Annotated in this window: 14 protein-coding genes and 1 pseudogene; 6 read left to right on the top strand and 9 right to left on the bottom strand. The window is 41.0% G+C overall.

The genetic code is table 11. The annotated features are described in order from the left end of the window. Positions 1–57: 57 nt before the first annotated feature. From H6G41_RS27165 to H6G41_RS27195, 7 genes are all read right to left on the bottom strand, one after another. Positions 58–978 carry a site-specific DNA-methyltransferase gene (locus H6G41_RS27165; RefSeq protein WP_190750451.1) on the bottom strand — a complete coding sequence of 307 codons (921 nt, stop codon included), beginning with the start codon at positions 976–978 and terminating at the stop codon, positions 58–60. A 76-nt stretch (positions 979–1,054) separates the two neighbouring features. Then, positions 1,055–1,495 (bottom strand): cyanase, encoded by a 441-nt coding sequence (gene cynS / locus H6G41_RS27170; RefSeq protein WP_190750453.1) that lies wholly within the window; start codon positions 1,493–1,495, stop codon positions 1,055–1,057. Between the two features lie 256 nt (positions 1,496–1,751). After that, positions 1,752–2,825 (bottom strand): PstS family phosphate ABC transporter substrate-binding protein, encoded by a 1,074-nt coding sequence (locus H6G41_RS27175; protein WP_190750455.1) that lies wholly within the window; start codon positions 2,823–2,825, stop codon positions 1,752–1,754. Positions 2,826–3,000: 175 nt separating this feature from the next. Beyond that, positions 3,001–4,221, bottom strand: coding sequence for a serine/threonine-protein kinase (locus H6G41_RS27180; protein WP_190750457.1), 1,221 nt, complete (start codon positions 4,219–4,221; stop codon positions 3,001–3,003). A gap of 565 nt (positions 4,222–4,786) precedes the next feature. Further along, positions 4,787–5,413: a heme-copper oxidase subunit III gene (locus H6G41_RS27185; protein WP_190750460.1), complete on the bottom strand. Its 627-nt coding sequence runs from the start codon at positions 5,411–5,413 to the stop codon at positions 4,787–4,789. A 177-nt stretch (positions 5,414–5,590) separates the two neighbouring features. Beyond that, on the bottom strand, positions 5,591–7,327 hold the full coding sequence (ctaD, locus tag H6G41_RS27190) for a cytochrome c oxidase subunit I (protein ID WP_190750462.1): 1,737 nt from the start codon (positions 7,325–7,327) through the stop codon (positions 5,591–5,593). Positions 7,328–7,401: 74 nt separating this feature from the next. Then, positions 7,402–8,487: a cytochrome c oxidase subunit II gene (locus H6G41_RS27195; protein WP_190750464.1), complete on the bottom strand. Its 1,086-nt coding sequence runs from the start codon at positions 8,485–8,487 to the stop codon at positions 7,402–7,404. A 550-nt stretch (positions 8,488–9,037) separates the two neighbouring features. Between H6G41_RS27195 and H6G41_RS27200 the strand changes: the two genes are divergently transcribed. Continuing rightward, on the top strand, positions 9,038–10,009 hold the full coding sequence (locus tag H6G41_RS27200; RefSeq protein ID WP_190750466.1) for a heme A synthase: 972 nt from the start codon (positions 9,038–9,040) through the stop codon (positions 10,007–10,009). Between the two features lie 195 nt (positions 10,010–10,204). Next, on the top strand, positions 10,205–11,164 hold the full coding sequence (locus H6G41_RS27205; RefSeq protein ID WP_190750468.1) for a heme o synthase: 960 nt from the start codon (positions 10,205–10,207) through the stop codon (positions 11,162–11,164). A gap of 259 nt (positions 11,165–11,423) precedes the next feature. On the opposite strand, the gene H6G41_RS27210 is transcribed toward H6G41_RS27205, so the two are convergent. Next, positions 11,424–12,890 carry a serine/threonine-protein kinase gene (locus tag H6G41_RS27210; RefSeq protein WP_190750470.1) on the bottom strand — a complete coding sequence of 489 codons (1,467 nt, stop codon included), beginning with the start codon at positions 12,888–12,890 and terminating at the stop codon, positions 11,424–11,426. Positions 12,891–12,995: 105 nt separating this feature from the next. Beyond that, a complete protein-coding gene (locus H6G41_RS27215; RefSeq protein WP_190750472.1) occupies positions 12,996–14,285 on the bottom strand; it encodes a lipid-A-disaccharide synthase in 1,290 nt (429 codons plus the stop codon). An 82-nt stretch (positions 14,286–14,367) separates the two neighbouring features. Between H6G41_RS27215 and H6G41_RS27220 the strand changes: the two are divergent. The 4 genes and pseudogenes from H6G41_RS27220 to H6G41_RS27235 all read left to right on the top strand — a co-directional run bounded on the left by H6G41_RS27220 (position 14,368) and on the right by H6G41_RS27235 (position 22,269). After that, positions 14,368–15,186, top strand: a pseudogene (locus tag H6G41_RS27220) (Rpn family recombination-promoting nuclease/putative transposase). 11 nt (positions 15,187–15,197) lie between these two features. Beyond that, positions 15,198–15,815, top strand: coding sequence for a hypothetical protein (locus H6G41_RS27225; RefSeq protein ID WP_242038067.1), 618 nt, complete (start codon positions 15,198–15,200; stop codon positions 15,813–15,815). Positions 15,816–16,554: 739 nt separating this feature from the next. After that, positions 16,555–20,541 carry a magnesium chelatase subunit H gene (locus tag H6G41_RS27230; RefSeq protein WP_190750474.1) on the top strand — a complete coding sequence of 1,329 codons (3,987 nt, stop codon included), beginning with the start codon at positions 16,555–16,557 and terminating at the stop codon, positions 20,539–20,541. 165 nt (positions 20,542–20,706) lie between these two features. Then, on the top strand, positions 20,707–22,269 hold the full coding sequence (locus H6G41_RS27235; RefSeq protein WP_242038068.1) for an ATP-binding protein: 1,563 nt from the start codon (positions 20,707–20,709) through the stop codon (positions 22,267–22,269). The last annotated feature ends 87 nt before the right edge of the window (positions 22,270–22,356 follow it).

Genomic DNA, 22,356 nt, shown 5'->3' on the forward strand with positions numbered 1-22,356 from the left:
CATAATTTCATTCAATGTTCCTACTCCATCCCCTCATGGGTGGGGTAATCAGATCCTTCATACTTCATCTTTTACTTGATTAAAACGGTAAAGGCTTCCCCTGACATAATCCTCATTAAGTTCAAAAGCAAGCCATTGGCGTTGCAAAACTTCAGCAGCAAATCCGGTAGTATTAGAACCAGCAAAAGGATCTAATACTACATCACCTTTATCTGTCAAAAATTTAATAAAAAACTCTGCAAAAGCTTGCGGAAATCTTGCAGGATGGGGTTTAATTCCTGCGGCTTTACAGCGACGCAAATAAGCACTATTTGATTCAGTATTGGCAATTTCTAGCAAATTTGGCGGAATTGCACCTTGATTGTCTTTTTGAAATTTATCAGAAATATCATGACCACTAGGACGAATTTTTGCTTGATAGCCATTTTTAAGTAATCGTTTCATACTTTGGCTATAGGGTTTTAAAACTTGTCTGTTGTCTGCTTTCGGATGGGGTGTTTTTGATAACCACCAAACTACATTTACAGAATCTTTGACACGAATTCGTCTGATTGTTACCCACTCTGCTGGGGTAGGTAATCTGGCTGGATTATAGTGATAAAATTCTTGCGCGAGAAAAAAGCCCACTTCTTTGCACAATCTCACTAAAAGTTCATACTGGTAGATACTGCGTACAGGATTACCAGGAAGATAAGCACCGCCTAAATCTAAAACAAATGAGCCATTTTCTGCCAGTATTCTTTTAAACTCAGAAGCGAAAGGTAAAAACCATTCTATATATTTGTCTGCGCTGGCGTTACCATATTCTTTTTGACGCGCAAGGGCAAAAGGCGGCGAAGTCAGAATTAAATTAATACTGTTGTCATCAATAAATTTAATTAGTTCGAGACTATCACCTAAATATACTGCCCCGTGATTTTGAATATAATAAGGGTTAAAATTACTAAATTTATCTGCCTTTTTTATTTTTGCTGTCAAAGTTAACTAATTTTTTTACTGAGATAATTGCTGATATGAGCATAGGTGGAATGCCATCCTAGCTCACAGTAAAAATCTACCATTTTTTGTAGGGAAGAAATTTCCCAGACATAATGATTTTGACGCGATCGCCTTTTGGATCTGGTTCTTTTTCAATATCCAAGGTAAAATCAATGGCGCTCATAATCCCATCACCAAACTTTTCCTGAATTACATCTTTAATGGGCATACCGTATACCTGCATAATCTCGTAGAAACGATAAATCAAAGGATCTGTGGGGACAATTGGCCCCAATCCTTTTAAGGGATATTCGGTCAAATCTTTAATATAGATTGGCCCTAATTCCAGTGTTTCCAGGATTAACTTAGCCTCTTCCTCAGAAGCACTAGCTTGACGATAAAATACCGCTGCAATCCAGATTTCATCCCGTCCAAGAATTTTTTCTAAATCAGCAAAGCTGAGTCCTTTTTGTTTTTTTGCTGCTAAGAGCTTTTGCGTAATTTCTGGTAGAGACATTGACTAAATTTTTGCCATCAGTAATTTTGTTTGAACAAAATTCTACCATGTTAGCAAGCTGACCAAGTAGATGTTATTAGAGCATCCCAGTTTTTATAAACGCCCGCAGGCTCTAAATACGAAGCCTGCGCAAGCAGGCTTTAACTGTTTTTAGCCTGTATAAACAGGATTTGTTTGTGTAGCAATACAGTACTAGGGTATTGATTAAAAAAGTGAGATCCTCCGGATGATATAGCCCGTAATTTAAGTTAATTCCCTAATCAACTCCGACAAAACCAGCTTGCTCAATCGCCTTTTGTCCTTGGTCAGTTAGCAACAGATTAGCATAGGCATTTCCTGCCTTCTGTGCTTGACCTTTGTTTTGTTTAATAATCACAAACAATTGAGAGGTGATGGGATAGCTACCATTTTTGATGGCTTCAGTATTGATTTGGTTGCGCTGACGCGGACATTGTTCTGGCTTTACCAGTGTTTCCTGGTAGGGCGAAACAAAATCGCTAGCAGTGCGACCTATCGGTAAAGGTTTGACGCTACATTGCGGTACGACTGCACGAGCAGAAGCATAATAAATACCACCAGGGGTTTTGCTGAGTTGGCGCAATGCTTCTGTAGTTGAGTAAACATACTTGACATTAGAACCAAGTTCTGATTCTTGTGATTCACCGTTACTAGAGAAGATGATAGTATCTGCATTCTCTGGTGTTTGGGAAAAAGGTGTGATCGGAAGATTTGGCCCGCCTACCTGATTCCAGTTGGTAACTTTACCTAAATAAATTTGCTGCAATTGCTCGACAGTTAAACCTGGTATTTGTAAAGCTGGGTTAACTACCACTGCTACCCCATCAACGCCAATCTGACGTTGCTCCAGTGTAAAACCTCGCGCTTTGGCGATCGCTTTTTCTTCATCTGTCACAGGACGAGAAGACTGGGCAAAATCTAATTGTCCATCAAGTAACATGCGAATTCCGGTGCTAGAACCTGGGCTACCTTTAGCTGGGTTTAAGTACTGCAATTGTAGTTCCGGGCGCGCGCTGAGAATTTGCGAGTCTACTACTTGGCGAATCGGTGCCCAAGCTGTGCTACCACCATAGTTAAATGAGTTAGTTGGAACATCAGCTAGTGATTGAAAAGTTGATCCAGTACTAGAAGTAGATTTGATACTTGAGTTAGTGGCTTCGTTATTATTGCCAGACAATAAACCTGGTTTAAGTAACCACCAGAGCAAGCCGCCAATTACCATCAGTGTCAAGACTTTACCAATAATTAAACCTCTCAAAAAAATAGCGATTTCTTCTTTAATTAAAGCTCTGCCTCGGTTTGTATTGTCCATGTTATTTAGGCGATTGATTGAGATGGAATTTACACAAGTTTCTGGATATTAAAGTTGTTAAGCACGCAGGCAATTATTAGTTAATAACTAGAAAGAAGAATTTAAATTCCTCTTTTTTAGCAGGGTGGGCACTGCCAGCCAATCAAGGTTTTTGTAGGCAGTGCCCACCCTACATTTAGTTATATTTATAGTTAGGATTTAACAATCTCTGCTCTACTGAATGATTTCCAGAAGCAGATAATTGATAAATAAAACTTGCTTTTAGAGAATGTATGGGAGTGGGTTGATTTGGTGGCGATACACTCGTGCGTAAAAAGGTATATATTAAGGCGATAACAATGACACTAGTCATTATTCCTAGCCCCATTCCTAAGAGCAAAATAAACTTTTTATAAACTTGCAAGGAGTTGTCATCTGGATTTTCCAAGGGAGCGGAAAATGCTGAATACTGTGACAACGCGAACTCCGGAATTAGAGCTTGCAAAGCTTCTGCTGCCGATTGGTAACGCTGATTATGGCGCTCGCGTACCATTTTGTCTAAAATATCTGCCAAGCGATCGCTTACCTGGGCTTTGTCACGCCAGATGATTTCTCCTGTTTCGGGATCTTCTTGTAATTCTTCGGGTTTTAAACCTGTTAAAGCTTGAATACCAATCATCCCGACTGCATAAATATCGCTACTCAGTTTTGGTTTTCCTTTAGCTTGTTCGGTTGGCATATAGCCAGGAGTACCTACAGCAATTGTTAATGTATCTCCTTGAATACCCAATTTCTTAATACTGCCAAAGTCAATCAACACAATTTGTTGGTCGGAGTGCCGCCGCATGATATTGTGAGGTTTAATATCGCGGTGAATAATGTTGTGTTGATGAACGAAGCTTAACACTTCTAAGATATCTTTTAATAAATTTAAAACTGCTTCTTCACTTAGAGGTTGTCCGGGAACAATTTCTTGTGTTAAATCATAACCATCAATAAATTCTTGGACTAAATAAAAGTCTCCATCTTCATGAAAATGAGCAAATAATGTGGGAATTTGCTGATGATTTTTGCCGAGTTGATATAAACTTTCTGCTTCTCGATCGAATAGGTTTTTGGCAATAGGAATAACAGCCGGATGGGGATGTTTAGGATAAAAATGTTTGACAACACAGTAGGGTTGTCCTGGTAAATCTAGATCAATAGCTAAGTAGGTATCGCCCGATCCGCCTCTGGCTAAAAGTTGGATAATCTTAAAGCGATTTCGCAGTATTCTTTTAATCAGAGGATAGTTTTGCCTCTTCTTTGGCTCACCTGATAGCAAGTAACTAATATTACTAGATACTCTACTCTTCAACTGTGTCACAGTAACGTAGCGATGCCGAAGTGTTTTAATGATGCGAGGGTACTGACGCATTTGGCGTATCCTACCTACTAAAATTGCGGACAAATTAGAGTTTGATGGTAGAGTGTCATGGCTGAGCGCAAGTAAAATTTTGATAATTGCTTCAGTAACATTGGTAACATTAGCCGAGTTGAGAGTTATGAATCTCAAATTCGTTTAATAAACACACTTTAATGTATCATTAATCTTAATTTCAATGTATATAAGAATGTATAAAAAAACTAGATTCCATAAGTTAACTATTAGTTAATAGTAAAAAATAATACTTATTGTATAAACAGCAAACAGCTTGATATTTGAATAATCCTATGACGGCAATCTCAGGCAATTGCAGATAAAAGTTAATTGGGTGATCGCGCGAAAATTACATCTAAAATGTTGATTTCTCTGAATATTTGAAGTAGAAAACTCTGATTTAACAAAAGTTTGAATAGCCAACTTAACTCAGGGTTAATAGCGATAAATAAAGCAACAATAATAACTTTGAAACTAGTAGATTACGCAATTACTGACAAAAAAACCCCCTACAGGGGGTGGGGTAGTTATTCGCGTGGAGTGAACAACTACTTACTATTACTTAGAGTAAATACAACAATCCGAAAAGAATAATCCAAATTACGTCCACAAAGTGCCAGTAAATTTCTGCGGCTTCGATACCGAAGTGTTTTTCATTACTATAATGACCGGGACGACGCGATCGCCATAACACAGCCGCGATCGCTAAAACGCCGAGAGTAACGTGCAAACCGTGAAAGCCAGTTAACACATAAAATGCACTGGCAAATAAATTGGTAGTTAAACCAAATTCTAAATGAGTGTATTCATATACCTGACCCACCAAAAAAAGCGTACCCATCAAGGCCGTAATTGCCAACCAAGTACGCATACCTTTGGTATCGTTCTTTTTGATAGCAGTGTCAGCATTATGCATGACAAAACTACTAGCAATTAGATTGACAGTGTTAACTCCAGGTAGTAGCAGTTCTAACTCTGGTGTACCTGCGGGAGGCCAGACAGGTAAAGTAGAACGGAAAGCAAGATAAGCCCCGAACAAACCCATAAAAATCATCCCTTCCGCAATCAGGAAGACAATTAGCCCAAACAGGCGATGATCTGGATGTTCTTCGTGACCAACATGGGCAGCTTCCGCAGCGTGGTGATGATTTAGTTCAGCTTGTGCTGGGTCAACTATTTGGCTTTGCATGAATTCTTGAATGTTAAAGATGAGGGGTTAGGGGCTAGGGGCAGGGAGCAGGGAGCAGGGAGCAGGGAGCAGGGGGGACAAGGAATTTTAGATTTTGGATTTTAAATTTTAGATTGGAATCTAAAATTGCAAATCTAAAATCCAAAATTGTTCCAATGCCCCATGCCCCATACCCAATTATTCTTTTTCCGCAGTGATTCCTGGATATGGTTCGTCGGGTTCGGCTCTTAAGACCGAGTTGACGCCACCAGATAATACTGGATTGGGATCGGATAACGGTACATCTTCGCTGGCGCGCTCCAAGCCGTAGTCGTAGGGGCCTGTAGCCAGTACAGGAGTTTTATCAAAATTCTCGATTGCTGGTGGTGAGGTGGTCATCCACTCTAAGGTTAGTGCCCGCCAAGGATTATTACCAGCTTTCTCTCCGTACAACCAACTCCAAATTGCGTTGATAATGAAGGGGAATGTGGAAACGGCGAGTATATATGAACCATAAGTGCAGATTTCATTCAGCAATGCGAATTTAGGGTCATATTGCGCTACCCGGCGGTTCATGCCCATTAAACCCAGCTTGTGCATGGGTAAGAAGGTCATATTGAGACCCACAATGGTTAAGGCAAAGTGAACCTTACCCCAAAATTCGTTCAATTTTCGTCCCGTCATTTTTGGGAACCAATGATAGATAGCGGCAAAAATTCCGAGGACGCTACCACCAAATAGAACGTAATGGAGATGGGCGACAACAAAATAGGTGTCATGAACGTGAATATCAAAGGGTACAGCCGCCAACATGACGCCGCTGATTCCGCCAATCACAAAGGTACCGACAAAGCCCATTGCAAATAGCATGGGTGTATTCAGCTGGATTTTGCCGCCCCACATGGTAGCTAACCAGCTGAAAATTTTAATTCCTGTGGGTACGGCAATGATCATGGTGGTGATCATAAAGAACATCCGCAACCAACCGGGAATACCACTGGTAAACATGTGGTGCGCCCAGACAATTAGCCCTAAGAAACTAATTGCTAAAGAAGAATAAGCGATCGCTTTATAACCAAATATTGGTTTACGCGAATGCACAGGAATAATTTCCGAAATTGCCCCGAAGAAAGGCAAAATCATGATGTAAACAGCTGGGTGGGAATAAAACCAGAACATGTGCTGGTACACAACCGGATCGCCACCACCAGTAGGGTTAAAAAATGTTGTCCCGGCGAGTAAGTCAAAAGCTAGCAAAATTAAACCAGCTGCTAACACTGGGGTAGATACCAACACCAGGGCGGAAGTCGCAAACATCGCCCAGCAAAATAAGGGCATTTGATGCACTCCCATACCGGGAATACGCATCCGCAGCAAGGTGACGAGGAAATTAATCGCCCCCAAAATCGATGATGTCCCCAGCAGCAGGACACTGATAATCCAAATCGCCTCACCCACTTGGCCTGTGACCAAGCTCAGGGGCGGGTAGGAAGTCCAGCCGGCATCCGGTGCATCACCCACAGCTAAACTGGCAATTAATAACACACCAGCAGGCGGGATCATCCAAAAGGCCACAGCATTTAATCTGGGGAATGCCATATCCTTAGCCCCAATCATCAAGGGGATGAGGAAGTTAGCAAACCCTGCACCTGCGGGCACAATCCACAAGAAAATCATGATTGTGGCGTGGAGCGTGAACAAGCTGTTATAAACTTCTGGGGTGACAAAATCTACCTCAGGGGTTCTTAATTCTGTACGAACTAAGTCCGCCATCACACCGCCAATGCAGTAGAAAATAAACGAAGTGACGAGGTATTGAATCCCAATCACCTTGTGGTCGGTATTAAAGCTAAAGTAATCTTGCCATTTTCTCACCCCTGGTTCTTCAATGCGGGCAGGGATGTTGGCAGTTTCTTGAATTTGCGCTTGGGTCATAAGGGTTTTGGTGGTTGTCAGTTGTTAGTTGTCAGTTGTTTTTTAACCAATGACCACTGACTACTGACCACTGACTAATGATGAACTTGATGAAGTACTTCCGGTTTAATTCCCATGTCCTTGGTGTAAGGAGCCAGGAATTCATGTGCTGATATATTGCTAGGGTTAAGAGCAACGGCTTGATTCAAGGTGTCACGGCTAGCTACTTGCTGCTCTTGTAGCCATTGTGCAAATTTTTCTGGGCTTTCTACAACTACTTGCGTTCTCATTGCACCGTGGTAGGGACCACAAAGTTCGGCGCAAATCAGGGAATAATCACCTTCGGTTCTGGGTGTGAAGCGAATTTCACTTTGTCTACCAGGGATTGCATCTTGCTTGAGGCGGAACTCTGGTACCCAAAAGGCATGAATCACATCGTTGGCGGTCATATTAATTTGGACTTCCCGCCCGATAGGAAGGTGCATCTCCCCAGTAGTAATACCTGTTTCAGGATAGGTGAAAATCCAGGCATATTGGAGACCTGTAACGTTAATTGCTAAGGCTGGGGGTTTTCCGGCTTTGTCGGGACTTCCCCCAATGGTGGGAGATACAATCCCAATCCCCGGAGCATTTTGCTTTTGGGGAATTTGGTCAGCATTGCGCACAGCGGCTGTAGCTGGGTCTTGCATCGCCTCATCAGATTTTTGCTGATTGAGGTTGGGTTCTGTGCTAGGGGGTGTATCGTTGAGAGTTGCGGCGATTGCTGCCCCTGGCATGTTCATAGACATATTTTGGGTAATTGGCGCTTCATGGACAGCATGGGGATCGAAGCCACCAATTTCGTTGTATACGTCAAAACTGTATACAGAAATACCAATAACTATAATTGCGGGGATCGCTGTCCAAAGAATTTCTAAAGGTACGTTACCTTCCACTGGTAGCCCGTCTTCATTGTCACCAGGTCGCCGCCGATAGCGAAAAGCGGCGTAAAGCAAAACACCTTCGACAATTAAAAAAATGCCTGTGGAAACAATCATCATGGTGTTGAACAGACCATCAACCAAGACGGCTTCATCAGAGGCTGCTGTTGGCAACAGACCGTGATTTTGACCGTACCAAAGGCTGACGAGCGTTAGCACAACGCCAATGAGTAATGTCCAGATCGAACTTGGAATTTTCACGGCTCACTTAAATGAATTTACTATGTGATTTTAAAGCTGCCCACTTACTAAGGTAGTCGAGTCCACTGGCTCTGGACGTTAAAGGTCTGAAATTTTTATTAATTTTTTTAGCTATATAAATATTTTTGAGTAAAAGAGTCTTATTGGATATTGCTATGGATAGATGTGAAACATGGAAAAAATTTAAGAATAATTTTAGATGTAGGATGAATATTTTGATTTTTAACAAAATTACCTAGAGCGGTTAATGCCCGCTGTATTGGTGTTTTTGTAGGTATTGCCCAGCCTACAAGTATCAAGAATCAAACTGGATTCCGCAAGTAAAGTTTATTGCCTTAAAAAAAATATCAACAACTTGAAAAATACCTAAAGCTTTTAGCAAAAAGTAGCAATAGTGATTCAAAGTGTAAGGGAAAAGTATAACGGAAAGCTAATCTATCAATCCTAGTCGTATACGCTAGGGTGGAAAAGGGTCGTGACTGACAAACTAACAAACTAATAGTTTTAAGTAAGTAGCTCTATTTCAGAGCGGGCATTAAAGGTATAGTTCATGAGCGAATTTGTCCTACAACAACAAAATGAAGCGGTAGGCTCACAGCCGCCAGATATAATTCGTCGTTTGGTTTGGAAGATCTGCATAGCCACCTTGATTTTGATGGCGATAGGTTCCGCCACGCGGGTGATGAACGCAGGACTTGCTTGCCCTGACTGGCCTTTGTGCTACGGGGAATTAGTGCCAGCCAAACAGATGAATTTCCAAGTATTTTTGGAATGGTTTCATAGATTGGATGCAGCTTTGATTGGTGTCAGTGCGATCGCCTTGCTTGGTTTATCTTGGTGGTATCGTCGCACTTTACCCAATTGGCTCCCTTGGGCATCGGCATTTGCTCTGTTTTTAATTGTCTTTCAAGGCATCTTAGGGGGTCTGACAGTCACAGAACTGTTACGGTTTGATATCGTGACTGCCCACTTGGGAACTGCACTGCTGTTCTTCATCACCCTCTTGGTAATTGGTACAGCCCTGACTCCTTATCAAGGAACTGGCAATGTCGGTAAGTTACCTTGGATAGGTTTAACAGCCGCAATTTTGGTTTACTTGCAAAGTCTCTTAGGTGCCTTAGTCGGTTCGCGCTGGGCACTTCACCAATGTTTGGGCACATCCCAACTTTGCACTGTGATGTACAGCCATATTTTCGGCTTAGTCCCGCCAACGGTAGCGACCTTAGCAGTAGTCTGGCTATCCTGGCAAAGACCAGCACTTCACCCAGCTTTACGTAGACTAGCAAATATGGCAGGCGGCTTATTGCTGCTGCAAATTCTCTTAGGCGTTGCGACTTTTAAATTACGCCTACAAGTAGAACTCCTCACCGTCACTCACCAAGCCATAGGCGCAGCCTTACTCGGTACTTTAGTTGCGTTCACCGTCCTCTCATTCCGCGACTGGATTGCAAACCGTGAAACCAACAATCACCCTGTAGCTGTAACCGTAACTGCGACAACATCAGTAAACGGATTGCATTGAATATTGGGCATGGGGCATGGGGCATGGGGTATTGGGCATTGGTCAAGATTCAAGAGTCAACAGTTAAGTCTTGTCCCCCTGCCCCCTGCCCCCTTCTCCCTGCCCCTCTGCCTCCTCTCCCTCCCTTAGCCTCAGTGGCGAATTCGTTATGAGCAAGGGCTACACATAACTTGTTAAAAAGGAACTTGAGCCAAAATGATTGAGACTAATGTCTCTCGCCACCACGAAACATTTCTCCAGGTAATCCAAAGTTACTATCAGCTAACTAAGCCGCGGATTATTCCGTTGCTGTTAATTACTACTGCTGGCAGTATGTGGATTGCTGCTAAGGGACAAGTAGATATAGTATTGTTGCTAGTGACTATGACTGGCGGCACTTTCGCTGCTGCTAGTGCCCAGGTGATTAACTGTATCTACGATCGCGATATTGATTATGAAATGGAACGGACTCGTCATCGTCCGATTCCTTCCGGTAAGATACAGCCAAAAGGCGCTTTAGTTTTTGCGATCGCTCTCGCTATCATTTCTTTTACCCTCCTCACAGTTTTCGCTAACCTCCTTGCTGCCCTTTTAGCTTTTGCGGGCATAGTTTATTATGTTGTAGTTTATACCCACTGGCTAAAACGCCACACTACCCAAAATATTGTTATTGGTGGGGCTGCTGGGGCAATTCCGGCATTAGTTGGTTGGGCAGCTGTAACAGGTACGCTAAACTGGGGCGCATGGGTAATTTTTGCCAGCGTCTTTCTCTGGACACCCCCACATTTTTGGGCTTTAGCCTTGATGATTCGCGATGACTACGCCAAAGTCGGCATTCCGATGTTACCTTTGGTAGTCGGTGACCCCGCCACTGTGAAGCAAATTTGGTGGTATACTTTGGTAACAGTCGCTACAACCCTGTTACTTGTTTACCCGTTACATGACAGTGGCATTGTCTATGGAGCGATCGCTGCTACTTTAGGGGCTATATTCATCCACAAAGCTTGGCGCTTATTGCAAAGCCCAGAAGATCGTACCATTGCCAGACAGCTATTTCTCTATTCCATCTCTTACATGATGCTGTTGTGTCTGGGGATGGTAGTAGATAGTCTGCCAATTACCCATCATCTAATAAATGCCGCGATCGCTCAGCTGCATTTAATTAGTTCGATTTAATTACGTGGTGCAATTCAAAGATAAATGACGAAGGCTGTTATTTGTCCTTCGTCATTTGTCATTGGTAATATAAGAATTCGGTTTAACTAAAAGACTGGAAGGCTTCATGAGATAGCTCATGAAACAGTAATATAGAGTGCGATCGCACTACGTTAATAAAATTAAAATTTAGACTGTGTTATTACTCAAATTCCGGCATTATTATTTATTCAAGGTACGTTAGCCTGCGGCATAACACACCCTACTTCTACTATCCACATTACTCAGAATATAAACAAATTAAACCTATTAGTAATTCTATTTTCATCCCACAAGCTCCCAAACAAGGTAAATGTCCCTTTGGTGCTTTTATAGAAAAATTAACTTCATCAAACCATACAGGATTTAGGGACTCAAAAAACAAATCTGCATTAAATAATAATGTTTTACGTAGGATTTTGGAACCTAACCATCCTACTTTATCTCCAAAAATACGCAAAATCTTCTCATTCGTCTCTGGTGTGCCGCCAATATTTTTCCATATTTGTTGCTGTACACTAAAACCAAAGCGATGATTACTATATTTAAGCCAGAGTTTGTCAATCGCACGAAGATCCACACAAGGAAATTTATCAATGTCTTCTAGGTAGAGTGTACCCTGTTTCTCTCGATTACTTATTTTTAGCATGAGATTTAAAGTTTCTTCATTAGCATCTTGCCATCTTCTCGCTGATAGTAGATTTTCCAGTTTTGTATAATCAACTCCGATTGTTGGAATATTTGGGCAAACTTGTACACGATAATGAGGTGGTACTGATGGGGTTGTTCTTGGTTTATCTGGCGTATTTTGAATCTTTAAAACTGCTATTACTTGTTCGGCAGATTGATAACGTTCTTTCACATAATCCTGCAGCAGATTATCTAAAATTTTTCCTAAAATAGAATTAATACCTTTAACAGATGGTAAGTATTTTGTCCATATCCATTGACCTTTTAATGCATCATAAAGTTCATCATAACCATCTGTTTTTGGTAAACATCCAGTTAATAACCGAATACAAGTCACTCCCAAACTATAAAGGTCACTAGCAGGAAAAACTTGACCGCGCATTTGCTCTAATGGCGCATATCCAGGTGTACCAACTGTAGTTCCTACTTGTCCAATAATTGAACCAATTGCTTGTTTAGAAACACCAAAATCAATTAATATTAACTTGCCATCTTTTTGACGACGCATAATATTTTCTGGCTTAATATCTCGATGAATAACTCCGCGTTTATGAATAAATTGCAGAACTGGTAATAAATCATTCAAAAGCTGTATTATCTTTTCTTCGCTAAATCTTCCCTGTTGCTGCAATTCTTCTAATAAATTCTGTCCATCAATAAACTCTTGTACAAGATATAAGCGCTTATCCTGTTCAAAATAAGCAATCAAACGGGGAATTTGCGGATGTTCTCCCAATTCATACAAACGTTTAGCCTCTTGCTTAAACAATTCCGTTGCTTTATCTAATGCTGCTGTTCCTTCTACTTGCGGGAAAAATTGCTTAATCACGCAAGGTTCATCCATCTTATCTGTATCCCTGGCTTCATAAGTCTTACCAAATCCACCCTCACCTAAAAGCCTAATCACACGGAAGCGGTTTCGGAATAGTGGTGTAAGTGTTTCTCCACAATGAATGCAAAACTTATTTACATCAGGACTAAAGGTATTTGAGCAATGAGGATTTGAACAGTAAAGCATGTTAGGGAAAATATCAGCAGGTGTATGTTTTAATTATTCCCATCTCTGCTTGTTTGGTTAAGATAATGTTTTATTTATTCAGTAGATTTTAATTTGTAGAATATGTTAGGTTTTACTTCCTAAAGTTCCAAGGTCTTCAGACTTTTCTAATTCTTCCTTCACCAAAGCTGCTAACTTCTGCGCCGCACCAGCTTCACCCCTAACATTACGTAATTTCATCTGCATTTGCTCTAATTTTTCAGGATGAGCAAGTAAATTCAATACCATTTCGCCAATATCTTTTGCTTGCAGTTTACCTACTAATTCCGGTACAATCTCTGCCTGTGCCCAAATATTCGGCCAAGCTAATAAACCTTTGCGTCTAAGAAATATCCAATTAATTACTTTAGCGAATGTTGTACCTACACCTGGTAAATTAGCTAATAATCCAGGTAAACCATCCCAAGAACGCATCGCATCAAGTTGTTGGGTTGGTAATAAGACAATCATGGGTACAGCTAAAGCACCAAGTTCGGCGGTGTTAGCTCCAACTGTAGTTAAACAGATACTACATTGAGATAATAATTGATAGGCTGGTGATTCTTGCCAAAGTTCTATAGTTAAACCTTTGGCTGTTTTTAATATTGGTTTTTGTTGATTATCTTCTGAAAAAATTAAGGAAGCACCACTAAAACCAAAAGTTTCTACAAAAGGATTTTTCTGAGAATCTGCAAAACTAGCTAAGGTTTGTAAATCTAATGTTGGCGCTATGGGAATAACAAACTTGGTATTGGGTTTTTGTGAGTGAATATATTCTGCGATCGCTAATGTTAATGGTACACCTTGAGCTAACTTAGCGGCTTTAGAGCCAGGTAATAAACCAATGATTTCTGCACTTTGTTCTTTATCCTGTACCAAAGACGCATAACTATTGGCTTCTAACATCAAATCGCCAACCACAGTAAATTTGTGCGCATATTTTGTGGGAATGCGTTCAGCAACTTTCGCTGTCATCACACCAAATCTATCAATGATGCTGTACCAGCGCGCATCCCATTCGGCATAAATCACTGTACTGTAACCGAGTTTCTTCCCAATAACTACAGGAAAAAACTGATCTCCACCCAGAAACACAACTACACCGTGACTTCTCCAATCCCAATTATCAACGGTTTTGCCCCAAAGTAAAAACTGCCAAAAATGTTCAGCCTTTTGAACTCTGTCTACTTCTGGATAAGAAAGTGCGATCGCAGCTTCTTTACCGCTAGCATTAGGACAAGGTGATAAAACTACAGAAATTCTCACGCTTGTGCGATCGTCACCCAATTGTTGACGTAATGCCTTAACTACTGGACGTACCCAGGTTGTCACTTCTCCAGGGCCATTGGAGAGAATTAAAATATCGACTGGAGTCATGAGTTAATCGTGAATAGTTAGAAGTTATTAGTCAAGAGGCAAATCTTACCTCATTCGTTCCTAACGGATATAATTTCAGGGCATGTTTGACAATGTATGTAAATTTCTTGCTGAATCATTTTCCAGGGACTTTGCAACTTGGCTACTTAATGAGCCAATTACACTCACAGAACTGAGTCCATCGGAATTATCCCTCGAACCAATCCGTGCAGATGCATTAATTTTGTTGCAGTCAGACGAAATCGTCCTCCATCTGGAATTCCAAACTCGACCAGACGCTGACATACTCTTTAGAATGTGTGATTATCGCTTGCGGGTGTATCGAAGATTTCCCCAGAAGCGAATGCGTCAAGTTGTAATTTATTTACAACCCAGCGATTCTGATCTAGTTTACCAAACGGAATTTACATTAGAGAATACCCGGCATAGATTTGAAGTAATTCGCCTTTGGGAACAACCAACAGAACTATTTTTTACCTCTCCAGGTTTGTTACCTTTTGCAACTTTAAGCCAAACCGAAAATCAACGCCAAATCTTAGAATAAGTTGCGGAAGTTATCGAAGCCATCAATGATACCCGCATCCGCAGTAATGTTGCTGCGTCAACAGCAGTTTTAGCTGGGCTAGTTTTAAAGAAAGACGAGATTAAAAGAATTTTGCGGAGTGATATTATGCGCGAATCTGTGATTTATCAAGATATCTTGCAAGAAGGACTTAAAGAAGGATTTGAGCAGGGTATTGAACAAGGTATTGAACAAGGTATTGAACAAAAAGCTCAAGAAATTGCCATCAAAATGATTAATAAAGGTATCGATGTTGAAACAATAGTCGAGATCACGGGTTTAACTATCGAGCAAGTTGAACAATTACAAACACAAGCAAGCAATAATCAATCACAGTAAGCATATTACTCATGTCTGATAGTGACTTCTCACTGTCAAAAGTCAAACGCGAATTTAACTTAACTATTGTTGAAAACGGACGCTTTTTACCTGAAACCCAGTCTAGAGAACCTAGTTTTTACCTGCAAGAAGCTTTAAGTGAAGGACTACCACTAGCAACTGCAACTAGTTCCGAAAAAGCTCGTTCAGAATTGATTATTAGTCCTATCCTTGTAGAAGTTCGGAAAATACTTGAACGCAAAGTCAGCTTTTTTTCCGGTGAAGATTTTACCGTTGCAGCAGATTTAGGCTTAAGTGGAGGCTGTGATTTTTTAATCAGCCGTTCACCAGAGCAAATCTTTATTGAAGCTCCAGTAATCGTGATGATTGTGGCGAAAAAAGGCGATTTAAAACCTGGTTTAGGACAATGCGCAGCCGAAATGATTGCTGCGCAAAAATTCAATGAGGCTAATAATATACTAATTCAAACAATTTATGGCAGCGTCAGCAGTGGTACAGCTTGGAGCAGGGCGAACGCATCTAAAGTATACTTGGTGACTACTGAAATTGAGAATCAACGAAAAAATCAGCATTTAACATTTGATCCATTGTCCAAACCTCAAAGCGATCGCCTAAATTTTTGTCAATAAGCATGGCTTAATGCGATTATTTTTAAGCTTATTGAGAATAGTCTAGCCTTATTGACATGATGCGGCCGCCCTGCAGCTTGGAGCTTTCTCAAATTAGAAGCACAAACACTGAGTATTGATTTAAATGATTATACAGTTCCCCTAGTAGAAAAACTATTGGGAATGTTAGTTTGGATGGTACAGGAAGGTTAGATATTTTAGTAATTAGTTGCCAGCAAGATTACGCTTATCCGCTTGTATGCTCTATGGCTATAAGCTGGATTATTTATCCTGATCTGCTATCTACAAGCAACTAATTAAATAAGACTCTATTTTTACTAATTATTATCAATAAAAACTAAATTTTGTACCATATAATACAATATTTTTCCTCTGTAAGCTAGCATTCCGAGAAAAATAGAAGTTTATCTGAAGAATAGCGATCTAAAATGATAGTAATAATATTGCTATATGGTTAACTAGCAAGCATTTAAAACCTCAAAACATAAATGCTGCCAGCTATTTGTTTACATATTTTAACAATCAGTGTAGCAAACACTTACGGATAAAAGCAATATCTGCAAAGAAATATGTCATTATGTTTATCGATTTGTGTCAGTTAGACGACAAAATTAGCATTTGGTAGACGTTTTCTGATAAAAAAAATTCATATTCCTAAAAATAAAGTGAAGTTAGGAACGGCAGAATCAGCCGTGATGAACTTCTAGTAGAGAACGCGCATCAAAGGAGCCGAGGAAGCATGTTCACCCACGTCAAGTCCACCATCAGACATATTGCGCCTGATAATTTACGCGGACGTAATTTAATCAAGGTGGTCTATGTCGTGCTTGAGTCCCAGTACCAGAGTGCATTGTCGCAAGCTGTTCGCACCATCAACTCTAACCATCCCAACCTTGCGATTGAAATCAGCGGGTACTTAATTGAGGAACTCCGAGATTCAGAGAACTACGAGGAGTTCAAGCGGGATATCGAGAGTGCCAATATATTTATTGCCTCACTGATTTTCATTGAAGACTTAGCACAGAAAGTAGTAGCCGCCGTAGAACCATACCGCGATCGCTTAGACGTAGCTGTTGTATTCCCATCAATGCCGGAAGTTATGCGCCTAAACAAAATGGGCAGCTTTTCTCTGGCACAATTGGGGCAATCCAAGAGTGCGATCGCGCAATTTATGCGCAAGCGCAAGGAAAAATCCGGTGCAGGCTTCCAAGATGGGATGCTGAAACTGTTGCGGACTTTGCCACAGGTGCTAAAGTTTCTGCCAATGGACAAAGCACAAGATGCACGCAATTTCATGTTGAGTTTTCAGTATTGGCTAGGAGGTTCGCCAGAAAACCTGGAAAACTTCTTGCTAATGCTGACTGATAAATACGTATTAAAAGGTGTAGATAAAGCCAATCTGCCCTCGACAACATATCAAGCGCCAGTGGTTTACCCAGATATGGGAATTTGGCATCCCCTGGCTCCGAGTATGTTTGAGGATGTCAGAGAATACCTCAATTGGTACACAGCCCGGAAGGATATCCCCAAAGATCTCAAAGATCCTTTAGCTCCCTGTGTTGGTTTAGTATTACAACGCACTCACCTAGTTACAGGCGATGATGCTCACTATGTAGCCATAGTCCAGGAGTTAGAATCCCTGGGAGCAAAAGTACTACCAGTATTTGCTGGTGGTTTGGATTTCTCCAAGCCTGTGGATGCTTACTTTTATGAACCAACTACCAATACAGCTTTAGTAGACGCGGTAATTTCTTTAACTGGGTTTGCTTTGGTAGGCGGCCCGGCTAGACAAGACCATCCCAAAGCTATTGACGCACTTAAGCGGTTAAATCGTCCCTACATGGTAGCTTTACCCTTAGTCTTCCAAACCACTGAAGAGTGGATGGATAGTGATTTAGGGTTACATCCAATTCAAGTAGCTTTGCAAATTGCCATACCGGAATTGGATGGAGCAATTGAGCCGATCATTTTATCAGGTAGAGATGGTACTACCGGAAAAGCGATCGCACTGCAAGATCGTGTGGAAGTAGTCGCCAAACGCGCTTTAAAATGGGCAAATCTCCGCCGCAAACCCAAGTTGGATAAAAAAGTAGCCATTACTGTTTTCAGCTTCCCACCCGATAAGGGGAATGTGGGTACTGCTGCTTACTTGGATGTGTTCGGTTCCATTTACGAGGTGATGAAAGCCCTCAAGAATAACGGCTACGATTTACCGGAATTACCGGAATCAGCCGAGGCGCTGATGCAAGAAGTCATCCACGATGCTCAAGCACAGTACGCTAGCCCAGAGCTTAACATCGCCTATAAAATGTCAGTGCCAGAATATGAAGCATTGACACCTTACTCCCAACGCCTAGAAGAAAACTGGGGCCCACCGCCCGGACATCTCAACAGCGATGGGCAAAATCTGCTGATTTACGGTAAACAATTTGGTAACGTCTTCATCGGCGTTCAGCCTACCTTTGGTTACGAAGGCGATCCGATGCGGTTGTTATTCTCCCGTTCTGCTAGCCCGCACCACGGTTTTGCTGCTTACTACACCTACCTAGAGCAAGTTTGGCAAGCTGATGCTGTACTGCACTTCGGTACTCACGGTTCCTTGGAATTTATGCCTGGTAAGCAAATGGGGATGTCTGGTGATTGTTATCCAGACCAACTAATTGGCACAATTCCTAACCTGTATTATTACGCAGCCAATAACCCCAGCGAAGCGACAATTGCCAAGCGCCGCAGCTATGCTGAAACAATTTCCTACCTGACACCCCCGGCTGAGAATGCTGGTTTATACAAGGGGTTGAAAGAACTCAGCGAGTTGATTGCTTCTTACCAAACCCTGAAAGATACAGGACGCGGTATCCCCATTGTTAACTCCATCATGGATAAATGCCGGATGGTGAACCTGGACAAGGATATCAACTTGCCCGAAACCGATGCCAAGGATATGTCCGAAGATGAACGGGATAATATTGTTGGCAGCGTGTACCGCAAGCTGATGGAAATTGAATCGCGGTTGTTACCTTGTGGATTGCATATTATTGGTAAACCACCAACAGCCGAAGAAGCGATCGCAACTCTGGTCAACATCGCTAGCTTAGATCGTCAAGAAGAAGGACTTCAAGGCTTACCGGGAATTATCGCCAACAGCATTGGGCGTAACATTGACGATATTTACCAAAATAATGACCGAGGTATTTTAGAAGATGTCCAGCTACTGCAAGACATCACCTTAGCTACCCGCGCCGCAGTTAGCGCCCTGGTAAAAGAGCAAACTGACGCCGAAGGGCGCGTTTCTCTGGTTTCCCGGTTGAATTTCTTCAACATGGGTAAAAAAGAACCTTGGGTAGAAGCATTGCATCAAGCAGGCTATACCAAAGTTGATAACGCCGCCTTAAAGCCACTATTTGAGTATTTGGAATTCTGTTTACAACAAGTTTGTGCAGATAACGAACTCGGTGGATTACTCAAAGGCTTAGAAGGCGAATACATCCTACCCGGCCCCGGTGGCGATCCTATCCGCAACCCCGATGTATTACCCACTGGTAAGAACATTCACGCCCTTGACCCCCAATCCATCCCCACAACTGCGGCGGTACAATCAGCCAAAATCGTTGTCGATCGGCTATTGGCAAGAAACAAAGCCGAAAATGACGGTAAATGGCCGGAAACCATTGCCTGTGTACTTTGGGGAACCGATAACATCAAAACCTACGGGGAATCACTAGCCCAAATCATGTGGATGGTTGGTGTCAGACCCGTTCCCGATGCTTTGGGAAGAGTCAACAAGTTAGAATTAATACCTCTAGAAGAGTTGGGCAGACCGAGAATTGACGTTGTCATCAACTGTTCTGGCGTATTCCGCGACTTGTTCATCAACCAAATGAACCTGCTAGATCAAGCAGTGAAGATGGCTGCTGAGGTTGACGAACCCTTAGAAATGAACTTTGTCCGCAAACACGCCTTGCAACAAGCTGAGGAAATGGGGATTAATCTGCGTCAAGCAGCTACCCGCGTCTTCTCCAATGCTTCCGGTTCCTACTCCTCCAACATCAACTTGGCGGTTGAAAACAGCACTTGGGATAGCGAAGCCGAATTACAAGAAATGTACCTGAAGCGGAAATCTTTCGCCTTCAATTCCGATAACCCCGGAATGATGGACGAATCTCGCAAGATTTTTGAAAGCACTTTGAAAACTGCTGATGCGACTTTCCAAAATCTCGATTCTTCCGAGATTAGCTTAACGGACGTTTCCCACTACTTCGACTCAGATCCTACCAAGTTAGTAGCAAGCCTGCGGGGTGATGGTAAAACACCAGCATCTTACATTGCAGACACCACCACAGCGAATGCGCAAGTGCGGACATTATCCGAAACCGTGCGCTTAGATGCTCGTACTAAATTATTAAATCCCAAATGGTACGAGGGAATGCTATCTCACGGTTACGAAGGCGTGCGCGAACTCTCCAAGCGATTGGTAAATACAATGGGTTGGAGTGCGACAGCCGGCGCTGTGGATAACTGGATTTACGAAGATACCAATGAAACCTTCATCAAAGATGAAGAAATGCAGAAACGGTTGATGAACCTTAATCCTCATTCTTTCCGCAAAGTTGTATCAACTTTATTGGAAGTGAATGGACGCGGTTATTGGGAGACTAGCGAGGAAAATTTAAATCGCCTGCGCGAGTTGTACCAAGAAGTTGAAGACCGGATTGAAGGGATTGAGTAGTAGTAATTAGGCAGGTATAACGCCTGCCTTTAGTCTTTTCTAGATATTTACTGCCAAATATTGGAATTTTAAATATCAGAGTATAGAATAGTACTTCCAGGGCGGGCATCTTGCCTGCCTTTAGCTTTTTATATGTATTTACTACCAAATATTGGAGTTTTAAATATGACCAACGTTTTAAAAGAAGAGTTATCAAAGCAGGAATCAAGCCAAATACGTTCTAATATTGAGCGTATTATTTCAAGTTATAGACATATTTGGGATATTTATACAGAGTTATTACAAAATAGCGCAGATGCAATTATTGAGCAGTTTGGTGAGGAAAATATTAGTCAAGGTAAGATTGCACTTGAAATTAGTCCTGATGAAAGGATTATTACAATTATAGATAATGGTGTCGGTATAGAAGAATCAGCTATATCCAAGATACTGGTTACAGGTAAATCTCTAAAAAGGGAGCGAGATGCTGGAAAATTTGGGTTTATGGGTTATGGATTTACATTTGTTGCTTTCCAAAGTGAATATCTGCAAGTAGAAAGCATCAAAAATAGAAAGAAGGCATCAAGAACTTACAGAAATTTATATCAATTTGTATATTCTGGTTCTGATATACCAAACTCTGAAGAAGAAGATTCTGGTGAACAGGCGCACGATGTTGATGAAAAAAATGGAACAAAAATTACACTTAAATTTCCATTAAAATTTCCAGAAGAAGTTGTGGAGGAATCACTTGCAGCAACATTTCGTATAGCCAAATCAGATAAAACTATTATAGCAGTTTTAAGAACTCAATCTATTGTAGGAATATTAGACACAGTTTTTAATGCTGGTAGCTGTTTTGAATTTAGCTTAACAATTAGTGGAAGAATTGTACCAATAAAGACTGGTTATTTAACTATTAGAGAAGTAGTTAAGTCAGTTTTAAATAGTGAATTACAATTTTATGATAGGCTCACTCAATATGAAAAGTTTGTAGAAGGAACAGAAAATTTACCGACAAATTTAAGAGATCAAGCCAGAAAGGCTATAGTACTAGATGAAACAATAGACGATATAAAAATTGGTACTATAAACCCATTACATGCACGTATATTTATTTCCGCAACTAGCAAATCTCATATTAATCAGTATAATGATCAATTTAGAAATGAAGATGGTATTTCTTATGATTTTGCCTTAGAACATGGGCTTTGGCTTTCAATATGCGGAATGCCAATTGGTGTTTGCTTAGACCCATTTGATCATAGTAACTATTTACCATATACAGTAATTGTTGACATAAAAGATATGTCAGTACGTAAAGAGTTAGATGCTGGTCGTAAGGGTATTAGTGCTTATCGAATGAAACAAATAGCTGAGACAGTTTTGGAAATATTAAAACAACGAAATTTTATAAAATATCGTCGTTATATTGTAGGTGGTGGCGACAGTAGGATTAATAATCCTCTATACGATCCTAAAGAAGAACTGACCCGTATATTTAATGGTAAAAAATGGTTTGATTCAGTTTTAACACAAAAATATTTTCCTCCTATAGAAGAACAAGAAGTAATTAGCCTTTTTGTTGAATTAATAGCGCAAAAAATTTTAAGAGGATATTATCTGAAAGTTCTTTCTGGTTACCAAGTTTATGATGGATTATATGAATACCGACTAGATCAAACAGAGGAAGTTGAGTATTCGGAAAATAATAATTTAGGAATTCATAAAAATATGGTTCTTCAGTAGCTATTATGCCAAATTATTAGTTATAGCACTCATATAAACACAAAAAAAGCATCTTTATTTTGCCAAAAGCCTTATATGTATTGACAT

It is taken from the genome of Tolypothrix sp. FACHB-123 (assembly GCF_014697075.1).
GTDB lineage: Bacteria > Cyanobacteriota > Cyanobacteriia > Cyanobacteriales > Nostocaceae > Aulosira.